The 14546-nt window shown below is 66.8% G+C and carries 10 protein-coding genes; 6 read left to right on the top strand and 4 right to left on the bottom strand.

Annotated features, from left to right (window positions below; all coding sequences use genetic code 11):
• Positions 1-29: 29 nt before the first annotated feature.
• Positions 30-2768 carry a preprotein translocase subunit SecA gene (secA, locus tag ACQCSY_RS15670; protein ID WP_427130182.1) on the top strand — a complete coding sequence of 913 codons (2739 nt, stop codon included), beginning with the start codon at positions 30-32 and terminating at the stop codon, positions 2766-2768.
• A 157-nt stretch (positions 2769-2925) separates the two neighbouring features.
• Here the strand turns inward: secA and ACQCSY_RS15675 are convergent, their stop codons facing one another.
• Together ACQCSY_RS15675 and ACQCSY_RS15680 are read right to left on the bottom strand one after the other, a co-directional pair.
• The gene (locus tag ACQCSY_RS15675; protein WP_427130184.1) at positions 2926-3417 is read right to left on the bottom strand and encodes an Rv3235 family protein; all 492 of its coding nucleotides are present in this window, start codon (positions 3415-3417) and stop codon (positions 2926-2928) included.
• 140 nt (positions 3418-3557) lie between these two features.
• Positions 3558-4364, bottom strand: coding sequence for a LysM peptidoglycan-binding domain-containing protein (locus tag ACQCSY_RS15680; protein ID WP_427130186.1), 807 nt, complete (start codon positions 4362-4364; stop codon positions 3558-3560).
• A gap of 215 nt (positions 4365-4579) precedes the next feature.
• On the opposite strand from ACQCSY_RS15680, the gene ACQCSY_RS15685 reads away from it, so the two are divergent.
• On the top strand, positions 4580-5149 hold the full coding sequence (locus ACQCSY_RS15685; RefSeq protein WP_427130188.1) for a hypothetical protein: 570 nt from the start codon (positions 4580-4582) through the stop codon (positions 5147-5149).
• A 73-nt stretch (positions 5150-5222) separates the two neighbouring features.
• Here the strand turns inward: ACQCSY_RS15685 and ACQCSY_RS15690 are convergent, their stop codons facing one another.
• Positions 5223-5444 (bottom strand): helix-turn-helix domain-containing protein, encoded by a 222-nt coding sequence (locus tag ACQCSY_RS15690; RefSeq protein WP_427130190.1) that lies wholly within the window; start codon positions 5442-5444, stop codon positions 5223-5225.
• Between the two features lie 153 nt (positions 5445-5597).
• Here ACQCSY_RS15690 and ACQCSY_RS15695 point away from each other — a divergent pair, with 153 nt between their 5' ends.
• The 4 genes from ACQCSY_RS15695 to ACQCSY_RS15710 are packed head-to-tail and all read left to right on the top strand — an operon-like array spanning position 5598 to position 13987.
• Entirely contained in the window at positions 5598-6257 is a 660-nt protein-coding gene (locus ACQCSY_RS15695; RefSeq protein WP_427130191.1) for a hypothetical protein, read from the top strand.
• Positions 6239-7552 (top strand): AAA family ATPase, encoded by a 1314-nt coding sequence (locus ACQCSY_RS15700; protein ID WP_427130193.1) that lies wholly within the window; start codon positions 6239-6241, stop codon positions 7550-7552. The genes ACQCSY_RS15695 and ACQCSY_RS15700 overlap by 19 nt, the downstream gene beginning before the upstream one ends.
• A gap of 58 nt (positions 7553-7610) precedes the next feature.
• On the top strand, positions 7611-12482 hold the full coding sequence (locus ACQCSY_RS15705; RefSeq protein WP_427130195.1) for an NAD-glutamate dehydrogenase: 4872 nt from the start codon (positions 7611-7613) through the stop codon (positions 12480-12482).
• Between the two features lie 35 nt (positions 12483-12517).
• Entirely contained in the window at positions 12518-13987 is a 1470-nt protein-coding gene (locus ACQCSY_RS15710) for a sensor histidine kinase (protein ID WP_427130197.1), read from the top strand.
• A gap of 143 nt (positions 13988-14130) precedes the next feature.
• On the opposite strand, the gene ACQCSY_RS15715 is transcribed toward ACQCSY_RS15710, so the two are convergent.
• Positions 14131-14379, bottom strand: coding sequence for a WhiB family transcriptional regulator (locus ACQCSY_RS15715; RefSeq protein WP_003804966.1), 249 nt, complete (start codon positions 14377-14379; stop codon positions 14131-14133).
• Between the last annotated feature and the right edge of the window lie 167 nt (positions 14380-14546).

The following is a 14546-nucleotide window of genomic DNA, read 5'->3' on the forward strand; positions in this document are numbered from 1 at the left end:
CGGCGGCTTGAGACTGGGAGCAACTTCACGTGGCATCACTTATCGAAAAACTTCTCCGCACGGGTGACAAAAAAACCCTGCGGCAACTGCGGAATTATGCCGATTCCATCAATGCCCTGGAAAGCTCCTTCCAGACCTTCACGGACGCCGAGCTCCGCGAAGAAACCGATCGTCTCCGCGCACGCCACCAGGACGGCGAGAAGCTGGACGATCTCCTGCCGGAGGCCTTCGCTGCCGTACGTGAGGCATCCTCACGCACCCTCGGCATGCGCCACTTCGACGTCCAGCTTATGGGCGGCGCCGCCTTGCACCTGGGCAACATCGCCGAAATGAAGACCGGTGAAGGCAAGACGCTGGTGGCCACCGCTCCGGCCTATCTCAACGCCCTCGCCGGTACCGGTGTGCACGTCGTTACCGTGAACGACTACCTTGCCGAATACCAGTCCGACCTCATGGGCCGCGTCTACCGCTTCCTGGGCCTGAGCAGCGGCTGCATCCTGTCCAACCAGGATCCCTCGGTCCGCCGTGAGCAGTACGCGGCCGATATCACGTACGGCACCAACAACGAATTCGGCTTCGACTACCTGCGCGACAACATGGCATGGGACCAGTCAGAGCTGGTCCAGCGCGGCCACCAATTTGCCATCGTCGATGAAGTGGACTCGATCCTCATTGACGAGGCCCGCACGCCGCTGATCATCTCCGGCCCCGCCCAGGGTGATACCAACCGCTGGTACAGCGAATTCGCCAAGGTGGTCACGCGGCTGAAGGCCGAGGCCGACTATGAAGTCGACGAGAAGAAGCGCACGGTCGGCGTCCTCGAGGCCGGCATCGAGAAGGTCGAGGACTACCTCGGCATCCACAACCTGTATGAGTCCGCCAACACCCCACTGATCGGCTTCCTCAACAACGCCATCAAAGCCAAGGAACTGTTCAAGCGGGACAAGGACTATGTCATCCTCGACGGCGAGGTGCTGATCGTGGACGAGCACACAGGCCGCATCCTCGCCGGGCGCCGCTACAACGAGGGCATGCACCAGGCCATCGAAGCCAAGGAAGGCGTCGAGATCAAGGCCGAGAACCAGACGCTCGCCACCGTCACGCTGCAGAACTACTTCCGCATGTACGACAAGCTCGCCGGCATGACGGGTACGGCCGAAACCGAGGCCGCCGAGTTCATGAGCACCTACAAGCTCGGCGTCGTGGCCATCCCGACCAACATGGACATGCAGCGGCTCGACCAGGCGGACCTCGTCTACAAAAACGAGGCCGTCAAGTTCGAGGCCGTGGTCAAGGACATCGCCGAACGGCACGAACAGGGCCAGCCGGTCCTCGTCGGCACCACCAGCGTCGAGAAGAGCGAGTACCTCTCCCGGCTGCTGGCCAAGGAAGGTGTTCGGCACGAGGTCCTGAACGCCAAGAACCACGCCCGGGAAGCCGCCATCGTCGCCCAGGCAGGCCGCAAGGGCGCCGTGACCGTAGCCACCAACATGGCCGGCCGCGGCACTGACATCATGCTCGGCGGCAACGCCGAATTCACTGCGGTCGCCGAACTGGCCACGCGCGGACTGGATCCGGAGGAGAACTCCGACGAATATGAGGCCGCCTGGCCCGCCGCCATTGCGGCCGCCAAGCAGTCGGTCAAGGAAGAGCACGAGGAAGTCCTCGAGCTCGGCGGCCTCTACGTGCTGGGCACCGAACGGCACGAATCACGCCGCATCGACAACCAGCTCCGCGGACGTTCCGGCCGTCAGGGCGACCCCGGTGAGTCACGGTTCTACCTGTCCCTGACCGATGACCTGATGCGCCTGTTCAACTCCGGCGCCGCCGAGCGGCTCATGAACAGCTCGGTGCCCGACGACGTCGCGCTCGAATCCAAGCTCGTCTCGCGGGCCATCGCCTCGGCGCAGGGCCAGGTGGAGGGCCGCAACGCCGAACAGCGCAAGAACGTCCTCAAGTACGACGACGTCCTGAACCGCCAGCGCGAAGCAATCTACGGCGACCGGCGCCGCATCCTTGAAGGCGATGACCTCCACGAGAAGGTCCAGTTCTTCCTGGAAGACACCATCAACGCCTTCATCGACGAAGCCACCGCCGAAGGCACCGGCGACGACTGGGACTTCAACCTGCTGTGGTCCAACCTCAAGACGCTGTATCCGGTCAGCGTCACACCGCGCGACGTGATCGACGAGGCCGGCGGGAAGTCACGGATCACGGTTGAATTCCTCAAGGAAGAGATCCTCTCCGACGCCCGCCTGGTCTACCAGGCCCGGGAACAGGCGATCGGCTCCGACAGCATGCGCGAACTCGAGCGTCGGGTTGTCCTGTCCGTGATCGGACGGAAGTGGCAGGAACACCTCTACGAGATGGACTACCTCAAGGAGGGCATCGGCCTGCGGGCAATGGCCCAGCGCGATCCCCTGGTGGAGTACCAGCGCGAGGGGTTCATCATGTTCCAGGCCATGATGGAGGCCATCCGCGAGGAAAGTGTCGGCTTCCTGTTCAACCTCGAGGTCGAGGTGACTCCGGCCGAGGACGTGCTGGTGGCGGACGCCGCGGGCCAGCATACGGAGCACCACGAGCCGCAGATCCACGCAGCCGGGCTCGAAGCTCCTGAGAAGCCGGCGCAGCTGCAGTACACCGCCCCCGGCGAGGACGGTGCGGCCCAGACCCGCATCGAGGCCAAGAGCTCCGGACGCTCCGGCAACCCGGCGAAGGCGGCGGCGCAGGACGCAGGCCGCCGCGCGGCCAAGAAGAAGCGGCGCTGAGCCGAGGGTGACCCGCCCGGGCTGATGCGATGGGCCCGGACGGAAATGATGAAGGAGGACCGGAACAGTTGTTCCGGTCCTCCTTCGTTGCCGCCTCCTTTCATCTGCCGCTCTCATCTGCCGGCCGGCCATTCAACGGCACCCTCAGCCGGACTGCTCAGCCGATCTCCAACACAGTGACCCGCCAGGCCAGCTTGCCGCGCTCCAGCCGCAAGGCGACGGCGCGGACCCGCAGCTCTTCGAGCACGACGGCGCTGGCCTCATAGACGTCCTCTGACACCCGGCAGGCCCGGACAGAGCGGACCGAGGGGTTGCGGTGCAGCCGGCCCGCGGTGGGCGAGCTGCCCGAGGCAACGCGCCGGGTCAGGGCTGCCCGGTGCTGCAGGGCCGCAAGGCATCGCGGGTCGAGACGGCGGGCAAGCTGCTGCACGGGCCTGGTGCCGGCCAGGACCTCGATGGCTGCCTGCACCGTGCTCCGGGCGATCATGGCGATCTCGCGGCTCTCGTCCAACAACCGCAGAGGAGCCGGACCGTCGGAGCGGATGTCGGGTCCGGTGGCAGGGGTTGCCGTGCCGGGAACCAGACGGAGAGTTTGGGCTGGTGAAACGGGGGCGGCCGCTGCTGCGTTGGTCCCGGTCAATGCGCTCATGGTGCTTCCTTTGCGGTGATCTCGTTTGTGATCGGTTGGTGGGTTCCTGCGTTCCTGCGTTCCTGCTGACTTGCGCCCCGTTGTTGCTGCCGGATGGGTGGCCGTCCGGGGGCCGGGGTGTCCGGTGCTCTCCGGTGCCGTCAGGTTGCGGGCGGGAGCAGGAGGACCTGTCCCGGACGCAACAAGTGGGGGTTGTCACCGATGACGGCGCGGTTGGTCTGGTACAGCCGGGGCCACTCCTTGGCGATGTCGACGTCGGAGGCGAACGGGCCCAGCGCCGCCGCGGCGAGGCTCCACAGCGAATCTCCGGCACGCACGGTCACCTCTGCAGGTGCCGTTGGTGGATCCTGCGTGCGCAGCTGGCGGGCCGTGAGGGGTCCGGCCTCCACGACCGGGCTCAGCGGCTTCCATTGGGGATCCAGTCCGGGACCGTCCGATGACCGGACGGGATCCGGAGCAGGTGCACGGGCGGGTGCAGGGGACGCCGGTGCCGTTGCGGCCGCCGAGTCCGGGGTGCCCGCCGAGTCCGGGGGACCCGGATGGGTAGTGTCCGCCGTCGGGGACCACATCGCCGACACCGCCGCTGGGGAGGACTGGCCGGCATCGGGCCCGGCGGGCGGGGTAGCCGCGGTTGCCAGCGGGGCGGTAATGAGCTGGAGCCCGACGGCGGCCAGGGCCAGGCGGCGCATGAACGCCGGGCTGAACTTGGCGGTGGCCGCGGCAGCACGTGTCCTGCCCCTGCGCTCCAGTAGTGCCGCCGCGAAGGCGATCGCCAGGGACATCGACCACCAGGTGATGACGATCAGTCCCGCGGTGTTCGCCACGATCCCGAGCTGGTCCTCGAACGAAAGGGACTGCTGCCGTGCTGAGGCCGAATGCCAGCGCTGCACGAGACGGCCGCCCGTGGCCGCCAGGAAGAAACCGAGCAGCAGGATCACGGCGGCCATTGCCGCGTCCCCCCGCAGATGTCGCCGGGGTCCAGCCTGAGGTGATTCTGCCGTGAACATGAGCCGGGCCTCCAATAGCATTGAACATCATTTGTAGTCATTTGATGTCGTTTGATGCACTTGAAGACAGTTTGGACTTATCAGCTACTGTTTGTCTAGTACTTGCCTGGACCCTGTGGATTGACGGCCTCCACACGCCCGCCTACGCTGGCGCCATGCGTTGGGACGCCCTGTTTGAAGACATGGAGGCACAGCTGGCTGCTAGCGAGCGGCTGGATCTTGATGCGGAAATCGCCGAGCGGGCGCGGGTGGATGCTGCGGCAGTGGAACTTGCGGACCGGCTCCGTGGGTCCCTGGGGCTCAGTATCCGCGTGCACCTCGCGTCCGGATCCGTGTTCGAGGGGGCACTGAGCCATGCCGGCAGCCAATCCCTGGTTCTCAATGAGCCGAAGCACCAGGTGCTCATTCCCTACGCCTCGGCCGTGCAGTATGTCGGCCTTTCCCGGCTGGCGGTGGCGGAGCCGTCCAGGGTCCGTCAGCGGCTGGGGCTTGCGAGTGCGCTGCGGGGGCTGGCGAGGGCCCGGGCCAGCCTGGCCGTCCTGGTCGCGCGGGGGCCGGGGGAATCGACGCTCCATGGCGTGATCGACAGGGTCGGACGGGACTTCCTGGAGCTGGCCGTGACGCAGGAGGGCGAGGACCGGCGTGCTGCCAACGTCCGGCAGATCGCAACCATCCCGTTTACGGCCTTGGCGTGCCTCCGGTCCGCCCGTGCCGCCGGCGGCTAGTCCAAGCCGGTCCTGGCGGGTCTAGCCACCCCGAGGCACACACAGGCCCGCAGGCCCCGGGCAGCGTTCGTCGTCAGCTCCCGGCGGACTTGGACTTCGTCTCTTCGATCATGCGGCTTGCCTCCGCGTAGCGCTCCTGGATGTACTGCTCCAGCATCTTTTCCTCAACACGCCACTGGCCGCGCCCACCGACCTGGATTGCCTTGAGCTCCCCGCTGCGGACAAGCGCGTAGGCAGCGGGAGAGTTGATCTGGAGCTGCTCGGCAACGTCTGCGAGTGTCAGGAATCGGGGCATGACTCCATTTTGCCACCGTTGGTGTCATCCGATGCCGTTATCCACAGTTTGCACGTGTTTGGTCCCGCGTCTTCCGTCCGGCCCGCCTGAACGCAACAATAAGGGGATCCGGCACCCAGAGCCCGGGCTGCGACTACAGGGGGAGCGGGACGCATGAGTCAGAGCGCGGTGGCCGACGGGGCCCGTCTGAAGAAGCCATCTTGGAAGGACCCCCGCCTCCTCGTCGGAATCCTCTTGGTCCTGGCTTCGATCGTGGGCGTCATCTCGCTGGTTGGCGCAGCGGACCAGACGACCGAGGCCTTTGCAGCGCGGGAGCCGATCGCCGTCGGCGAGAAGCTGACCACGGACAAATTGCACCGGGTCAAGGTCCGCCTCGGTGAAGTGGAGGAGCACTACCTGACCCCGGGGACCGGCCTGGCGGACGGCCTCGTGGCAGTGCAGAGGATCGGCAAGGACCAGCTGCTGCCGCGCGAGAGCGTGGGGCAGCTCGACGGACGGGACCGCAAACCCGTCGCCGTCACCATTGAAGAGAGCCTTCCCGCCCAGGCGGTGGCCGGCTCACGCGTGGATGTCTGGGTGGCCCTTCCGGATACCCGCAATGGCTTCAGCGAGCCGACGCTGCTCCTGCCGGGCGCCGAAATCGCGCAGATCACCCCCGGCAGCACTGCCCTCGGATCCTCACGCTCCACTGTCGTGATGGTGCTGGTTCCCGACCAGCAGATGCCGAAGCTGCTGGGGGCGCAGGCCAACAAGGCAACGATATCCGTGGTCTGGAACCCGGGCGGTGCATCGCAATGGGCATCCCGGTGGTGACGGTGGGACATTCCCGCGATGATCTGGTCGGCGGCCTGGAGCGCCTCCACGGCCCGGTGTCCGTGGTCCGCCGGTGCGGCGAACTCGCGGAGCTGCTCGCGGCCTGCCAGAGCGGGCTGGCCCGCGCCGCCGTCATAGCCGAAGGCAGTGAGGAGCTGACGGCGTCGCTGGTTGACCGCTTGTCTGCCGTCGGCGTTGCAGTCCTGGCACTGACGGACAGTCCCGAGGAAATGGCCCGGCTGCGGGGGATCGGCGTGGCCGCGGAGCTGCGGGCGGTTGACGCCGCCGACCTTGCCGCACGGATCTCGGCGGCGGTGGCGCAGCTGAGCGGCGCCGGACCCAGGCCGCGCCTGGCGGCGGACGGGGCCTTCGCGGACCCCGGGCCTGCCCTCCGGATATCCGGCGGCGCTCCGGACCACAGACCGGATCCCGCGGGGAAGGGGCAGATCATTGCGGTGTGGGGACCGGCCGGCTCGCCGGGCAGAACCCTCGTGGCCGCGAACATCGCAGGGGAACTGGCCGCGGAAGGCAAATCCGTGCTGCTGGTCGACGCCGACAGCTACGGTGCCAGCGTCGCGGCCATGCTCGGCCTTCTCGACGAGGCAGCCGGGCTGGCGCAGGCCTGCCGGCTGGCCGACCAGGGACTGCTCGACGGCGAGGCGCTGCTCAGGGTTGCGACTCCGGTTGCCACCAGGTCGGGGACGTTCCGCGTGCTCACCGGGATCACACGGGCGGACCGCTGGACGGAATTGCGTGCCGCCGCACTCTCACTGGTGCTGGAGCGGGCGAGGGAGGTTGCCGAGGTAACTGTGGTGGACACGGGTTTCTGCCTTGAGGCCGATGAAGAACTCAGTTTTGACACGATGGCGCCGCGACGGAACGCGGCGACGCTGCGGAGCCTGGAAATGGCGGACACGGTCTTTGCCGTCGGGGCCGCCGATTCCATCGGTGTGCCGCGGCTGGTCCGCGGCCTTGCCGAGCTGGAAACGGCCGTCCCGGAGGCTTCCCCCAGGGTGGTGATGAACAAGGTCCGGGCCGCCGCCGTGGGACGGTCCCCGGAGCGGCAGCTGCGGGAGGCCTGGGAACGGTACGGCCCCGCCCCGGCGCTGTCGGCGTTCCTTCCGGCGGACCCGGCGGCGGCCGATGCGGCGCTGCTCTCCGGCTCTCTGTTGCTGGAAACCGCCCCTGAATCTGCCCTGCGCCAGGCCATCGCAAATTTGGTTTGTGCACCTGCCCAGCGAAACCGCAAATCCTCTGTCTTTTCTTCCACAGCAAAGCGTCGGACAAAGGGCTAGGGTCGACGTAAGGGCCGCAAAGAGGCGGCCATGAACTTCTTTATGGAGGCGTTTGTCGATGTCGTCTGGGTCCAGCGTGGAGGATCATCCCGTTTCGATCGGTGCCGTTGAAGGCTACCTCGGGGATTACTACGAGCACCTTGCGGAGGAGGATCTCCGGGCCTATGCCCAGGAGATCCTGACCGCCAGGGCCGAGACGCACCGTCAGGTGGCCGCCACACGGCTCCCCGGCGTCGCGAACATCTCCATCATCGATGAGGACGACTGCAGCGTCCTCTACATCGTCACCGATGACATGCCCTTTTTGGTCGACTCCGTCAACGCGGAGCTGGTCCGGCAGAATGCCCCCATTCACCTCGTGTTGCACCCGCTTTTCGTGGTGACCCGCAACCGCGAGACCGGCGAGCTCGTCAAAGTCTCGCGCGTCCCCTCGCACCTGGGTATCTCCAGCGGCGATACCGCTGCAATGCCGAACCTGTCCCACCTGATCGCCGAGGGCGACGACGCCTCGCATATGGAGTCCTGGATTGCCGTCGAAATCGACCGCGTCGGGGACAAGCGGGCGCAGCTGGTTGAGGGCGTCGGCCGGGTGCTCGGCGACGTCCGCGCCGCCGTCGAGGACTGGCCCAGGATGCGGACCAAGGCGCTCGAGATCGCCCAGGATCTGGACAAGGTGGCCAACCGCGCCCAGATCGCCGAGCTGCGCCAGGCCCAGGAGCTTCTCCGCTGGCTGGACGACGGAAACTTCACCTTCCTCGGCTACCGCGAATACGACCTCAAGAACGCATCCGGCGAGGACGTGCTGGAGCTCCGCGAGGAGAGCGGCCTCGGGCTGCTCCGCGGGGGTGCCGACACTCGCCAGGTGCAGCACCTCACCGAGGCCGGCCGGAAGAAGGCGCGCGAGAAGCGTGCCCTGGTGATCACCAAGGCGAACTCGCGCTCCACCGTGCACCGCTCGGCGTACCTGGACTACATCGGGGTCAAGAGCTTCGACGCGGCCGGCAACGTCAACGGCGAACGCCGCTTCATCGGCCTCTTCGCCACGAGCGCCTACGCCGGATCCGTCCGGGACATCCCCGTGGTCCGGGAAAAGGTCGCCGCCGTGCTGCGCGGGGCCGGCTTCCCGCCGGACTCCCACTCGGGCAAGGACCTGCTGGGCATTCTGGAAACCTACCCCCGCGATGAGCTCTTCCAGATCGAGATCCCCGACCTCGCCGCCACGGCCACCGGCATCCAGCGGCTGCAGGAACGCCGCCGGACGCGGCTGTTCCTCCGGCCGGACATCTACGGACGGTTCATGTCCGCCGTTGTCTACCTGCCCCGCGACCGCTACACCACGAACGTCCGCCTGCGCATCGAAGAGGAACTGCGGGAGACCTTCGACGCCGTGTCCATCGACTACGAGGCGCGGATGACCGAATCCGCCCTCGCGCGGCTGTTCTTCCGCATCCGGCTGCCCAAGAACGCCGACGTCAGCAACGTCAACAGCGACGAGCTGGAGAAGCGCCTGGTCCGGGCGGCCCGCTCCTGGGGCGAGGGCATCTCCGAGGTGCTGCGCGCCAGGGCCGACAACGACGGCGACGGTGCCAAGGAAGACGGTGCCAAGGAGCTGGCAACCGTCTGGGCCGAGGCCTTCCCGCCCGGCTACCGCGTCGACTACGAGGTCGAGGACGCGCTGGAAGACATCGCCCGCTTCGAAAAGTACGGCGCGGCGGCCGAGCGTGCCGGGGAAGGGGTCAAGGAGCAGCCCGGCGTCCACGTGTACCTGCCCGAAGGCGCCGGAGCCACTCTGGAGGAAGACGCGCGGGTCAAGCTCTACATGCTGGAGCCCAAGAGCCTGAGCCAGATCCTGCCCTATTTCCACAACCTCGGACTCGAGGTCCTGGACGAACGACCGTTCGAGATCGAAACGGCGGACCGCCGCGATTTCTTCCTGTATGACCTGGGGCTGAAATACCCGGCCGGGGTGGATCCCCAGACAACGGGCCAGCTGCTGGCAGATTCCTTCGGGGCAGCCGTTGTCGGCGCGGTGGAGTCCGACAGCTTCGACCGGCTGGTGCTGCGGGAAGGGATGCACTGGCGCCAGGTCATCGTCCTGCGTGCCTATGCCAAGTACATGCGGCAGATGGGCAACACCAACTCGTTCGAGTTCATGTCCGATACCCTGCTGGCGAACCCCGACGTCACCCGCGCGCTGACCGCCCTTTTCGCGGCACGCTTCGATCCCGTACTGAGCGGCGCCGAACGCCAGCTCCGGCAGGAAGAGGTCCGCGCCGAACTGGATGCGGCCATCGAGCAGGTCGCGACCCTCGACGCCGACCGCGTGCTGCGCATCTTCGCGAACCTGATCCGGGCGACGCTGCGGACCAACTACTTCCAGAACAAGACCCACCTCAGCTTCAAACTGGACCCTGCCGTCATCGACGGACTGCCGTTCCCGCGGCCCATGTTCGAGATCTGGGTCTACTCGCCCCGGGTCGAAGGCGTGCACCTGCGCTTCGGCAAGGTGGCCCGCGGCGGGCTGCGCTGGTCGGACCGCCGTGAGGACTTCCGCACCGAAATCCTCGGCCTGGTCAAGGCACAGACCGTCAAGAACGCCGTGATCGTTCCCACCGGCGCCAAGGGCGGCTTCTACGCGAAGCAGCTCCCGGACCCGGCATCCGACCGGAGCGCCTGGATGGCGGAGGGCATCGAGAGTTACAAGACGTTCATCCGGGGGCTCCTGGACATTACCGACAACCTGATCACGACTCCGGATGGGGAAACTGTCATGCCGCCGGCCGACGTCGTCCGGCACGACGACGACGATTCCTACCTCGTGGTGGCGGCCGACAAGGGCACGGCGTCGTTCTCCGACATCGCCAACGGCCTCGCCGCGGAATACGGCTTCTGGCTCGGCGACGCCTTCGCCTCCGGCGGCTCGGTGGGCTATGACCACAAGGCCATGGGCATCACCGCCCGCGGCGCCTGGGAATCGGTCAAGCGCCACTTCAGCGAGCTGGACCTCGACACCCAGTCCGAGCCGTTCACCGTTGTGGGCGTCGGCGACATGTCCGGCGACGTGTTCGGCAACGGCATGCTGCTCTCGAAGCACATCCGCCTCCTGGCGGCCTTCGACCACCGGCACATCTTCCTGGACCCCACCCCGGACGAGGCCGTTTCCTTCGCGGAACGCCAGCGGCTCTTTGAGCTGCCCCGGTCCTCCTGGGACGACTACAACAAATCGCTCATCAGCGAGGGCGGCGGCGTGTTCGCACGCCAGGCCAAGGTCATCCCCGTCTCGGCACAGGTCCGGGCCGCGCTGGGCCTGCCTGACGGCACCACGCGGTTGAGCCCGCCGGAACTCCTGCGCGCCATTCTCCTTGCCCCGGCCGATCTGCTCTACAACGGCGGCATCGGCACCTACGTCAAGGCCAGCACGGAATCCAACGCCGAGGTCGGCGACAAGGCCAACGACGCCATCCGCGTCGACGGCCGTGAGCTGCGCGTGAAGGTGGTCGGTGAAGGCGGCAATCTGGGCATGACGCAGCGCGGACGCATCGAGGCTGCGCTGCAGGGCGTCATCCTCAACACCGATGCGATCGACAACTCGGCCGGCGTGGACTGCTCCGACCACGAGGTCAACATCAAGATCTTCGTTGACCGGATGGTGGCGGCAGGCAAGCTTGAGCAGGCCGAACGTGCGCAGTTCCTGGCCTCGATGACCGACGAAGTCGGCCGTCTGGTGCTGGAGGACAACATCGACCAGAACATCCTGCTGCTCAACGACAGGATGCGGGTCTCCGAATGGAGCCCCAGCTACGAACGCCTCATGGACTGGCTGGAGAAGTCGGCCGACCTGAAGCGGGACCTGGAGGCGCTGCCCACCACCGCCACGCTGGGCGAGCGGCTGGAGCAGGGACAGGGACTGACTTCCCCGGAGCTCTCCGTCCTGGCGGCCTACGCCAAGATCGAACTCGCCACCGCGCTGCGCGACAGCGACCTCGCCGAAGATCCGTGGTTCCGTGCGACGCTCCGGGCCTACTTCCCGAAGCAGCTGCGCGAACGGTTCGACGCCGAACTGGACACGCATCCGCTGCGCCGGGAAATCATCGCGACCGTCGTGGCCAACGACATGATCAACCTGGGCGGCATCACCTTCGCCTTCCGGGCCATCGAGGAGACATCGGCCACGGAGGCCGCCGTCGCCAAGGCGTTCGTCGCCCTCCGTGAGGTCTACGAGCTGAACATCATGGTCGCGGAGCTCAACGAACTGCCCGCGTCCTTCCCGACGGAACACTGGAGCACCGTTCACCTCGACATCCGCCGGCTTCTCGACCGCGCCGTCCGGTGGGTCCTCAGCCAGGGCTTCACTTCCCGGCCCATTGCCGAGATCGTGGCGGAGTTCAAGCCGCTGATGGACCCCATGCGGGCCCGGTTGCTCGACTACCTGCGCGGAGACGACCGTAAGCGGGTGGCCGAATGGCTCGAGAAGGCGCGCGGCTGGGAGCTCCCGGAAGACCTGGCACACCGCTGGGCGGAGCTGTTCGAGAGCTTCGTGCTCCTGGATATCGCCAAGATCGTCCATGTCAGCCCCGAACCCGTGGAGGACATCGCCCACGTCTACTACGCGGTGTTCGACCGGTTCCACGTGGACTCCCTGCTGGAACGCATCACGAAGCTGCCCCGGAGGGACCGCTGGCAGGCCCTGGCCCGTGCCGCCCTCCGCGACGACCTCTACTCCACGGCCTCGGACATAACGACGGCGGTGCTGGAGGCAACACCTGCGGGAACCCCCGCGCAAGAGCGGCTGACGGCCTGGGAGAGCCAGAACGTCGAGCAGCTGGGCCGGGCCAAGAGCATGTTCGACGAGGTCAACGCCCTCGAAGCGGATGACATGGCCTCGCTGTCGGTAGCATTGAGGCTCTTGAGGTCAATCGTCCGACGCTAGGGGCCGCCGTTCCCTGCGTCGCAAATGGAGGTGCTGTGGCAATCTTTACGGACCCTATCAGGGAGCATGCTGATTTCGGGCCGGGGGATGCCGAGTGGCTGCACCTCCTGGTCGGCGACTGGCAGATGGTCGCCGACCTTGCCTTCGCCGACCTGGCGCTGTGGTTTCCGCATCCTGAGTTTGGTTACGTGGCGCTCGCCCACGTCCGCCCCTCCACCACGCACACGGTGTTCCATGCCGACTTCGTGGGGGAGGGGATCAGGTCGGACTTGAAGCCGCTGGTCGACAAAGCCTGGGAAAGCCGGACGATCGAGCGCTCCAACGAGACCAACTGGAGCAGCGACATGGCGCTCCGGGTCGAGGCTGTGCCGATGGTCCGCAACGGCCGCACCCTGGCCATTGTGACCTCCCACATGGACCTCTCCAGCTCCCGGATGCCGTCCCGGCTCGAACTCACCTACCGGCAGTGCGCCTATGACCTGCTGCGCATGGGAACGCTTGGACTGTGGCCCGACTTCGCCTCGCCCACGGGATCGCGCCGCGGCGCGCCCCGTGTGGGCGACGGCCTGATCAGGCTCGACGCCGAGGGGATCGTGCAGTATGCGAGTCCCAACGGTGTCTCCGCGTTCCGCCGCCTCGGCGACGGGGAGTCCCTCGAGGGCAGGTCCCTGGCCGAGGTGACCGCCGGGCTCCTCAGGGACCGGCGCATGGTCGACGAAACCCTTCCGCTCGTCGTTACCGGGCGGATGCCGTGGCGCAGCGAAATCGAATCACGCGGCGTCAGCCTCTCCCTGCGGGCGATCCCGCTGCGCGACGAGCAGCAGCGCTTCGGGGCCCTGGTCCTTTGCCGCGATGTCTCCGAGCTGCGGCGTCGGGAGATGGAACTCGTCACGAAGGACGCCACGATCCGCGAGATCCACCACCGGGTGAAGAACAACCTGCAGACCGTCGCGGCGCTGCTGCGGATGCAGTCACGGCGCATGGTCAGCGATGAGGCGAAGCAGGGGCTTGAACAGGCCATGCGGCGGGTGGCGACCATTGCGCTCGTGCATGAGACGCTCTCCCAGGGCCTGGCCCAGAGCGTCGACTTCGATGAACTTATCGGACGGCAGTTCCGCTTGTCAGCCGAAGTCGCATCGCCGTCGCAGCAGGTCAAGACGCAGCGTTCGGGGTTGTTCGGGGAGTTGCCGAGCGACTTCGCCACGCCGCTGGCCCTGGTCATCAACGAGCTGGTGACCAACGCCGTCGAACACGGGCTGGAGGGAAGGACGGGCACGGTCTGGCTGCTCGCCGACCGTTCCGAAAGCGAGGACGGCGAGGAGCTGCTCACCGTGACGGTGGAGGACGACGGCGTCGGTCTGCCCGAAACGCCCTATACGGAGGGACTGGGTCTGCAGATTGTCCGCACCCTGGTGACCAGTGAGCTTGGCGGGACTATTCGATGGAAGGCCCGGGAGGGCGGCGGCACGGCAGTCCAGATTGTCCTGAGCCTGGCCACGCGCTGAGCATGTGCTGATTTCGGCTGATGTCGGGACGTGGGCAGCGGGCCTGAAGCGGGTTAAAGGCGACGGCCGCGGACCAGGCGGTCCGCGGCCGTTGCTGCGCTGTGTGCTGTTAATAGGACAAAAGTGTGCCCGGAAGCGGACAATCAGGAGGCGCGGCGGGCCCGTGCTGCGCGGCGCTTCAAGGCGCGGCGCTCGTCTTCGCTCATGCCGCCCCAGACGCCAGCGTCCTGGCCGGATTCGAGGGCCCACTGCAGGCAGGTGTCCACAACGGGGCAGCGCCGGCAGACGCTTTTGGCTTCCTCGATCTGCAGGAGGGCAGGCCCGGTGTTTCCAACGGGGAAAAACAGCTCCGGGTCCTTGTCAAGGCAGGCTGCGCGGTTACGCCAATCCATGCTGATCAGTCACTCCATTCCTGGGAACTCGTCAATGCCTTTGTGAAATTATTCACTAGAGGCTTCATAAGAAAAGGGCCCTTTGGGGCCCCCTCGGTCATCTGGATTAAGCGTGTCATGTTAACGCTGTGTAAACAAGGGGTAATAGGCGTCAAAATGCCTCGAAA

This window comes from Pseudarthrobacter sp. S9, assembly GCF_050156545.1.
Taxonomy (GTDB): domain Bacteria; phylum Actinomycetota; class Actinomycetes; order Actinomycetales; family Micrococcaceae; genus Arthrobacter.